Source organism: Microbispora siamensis, from assembly GCF_016863095.1.
GTDB classification, from domain to species: domain Bacteria; phylum Actinomycetota; class Actinomycetes; order Streptosporangiales; family Streptosporangiaceae; genus Microbispora; species Microbispora siamensis.
The window spans coordinates 1-564 of the sequence record NZ_BOOF01000144.1 but is presented as its reverse complement, the minus strand read 5'-3'; the positions used below and the strand labels follow the sequence as shown (position 1 = coordinate 564).

At 68.6% G+C, this 564-nt stretch carries 1 protein-coding gene; it reads left to right on the top strand.

Going from position 1 to position 564, the window contains the following annotated elements; genetic code table 11:
• Positions 1 to 409 (top strand): RICIN domain-containing protein (locus tag Msi02_RS42845; RefSeq protein WP_204053418.1); only part of this gene is annotated, 409 nt, incomplete at its 5' end.
• Positions 410 to 564: the final 155 nt, after the last annotated feature.

Here is a 564-nt window from a genome sequence, read left to right as displayed (position 1 = left end):
CCCCAGCCCGTCGCCGACCTCCTCCACCAGTGCCATCCAGGGGGTGGGGTCGGGCCGCTGCCTGGACGTCACCGGCGTCTCCCAGACCAACGGCACCCAGGTGCAGATCTGGGACTGCAACGGGCAGAGCAACCAGCAGTGGACGCTGACCAGTGCCGGTGAGCTACGGGTCTACGGCGGCAAGTGCCTCGACGTGAACGGTGGCGGCACCGCCGACGGCACCAGCGTGATCATCTGGGACTGCAACGGCCAGAACAACCAGCAGTGGCGCTTCAACGCCGACGGCACCATCACCGCGGTCGGTGCCAACAAGTGCCTGGACGTCCCCAACTACTCGACCGCCAACGGCGTCAAGCTCCAGATCTGGTCCTGCAGCGGACAGGCCAACCAGCGCTGGACCCGCGTCTGACGGTGACGTCCCTGCCCCGGCTTCGCCGGGGCGACCACGTCCGGCAGCCTCCGCCACCACGGAGTCTGCCGGACGTCTCGCTCCCGGACTCGACTCGTGAGGAGACAGCGTGAAACAGAGACTCAGAGCCGTACTGGCGGCCGCCGCCCTGCCTC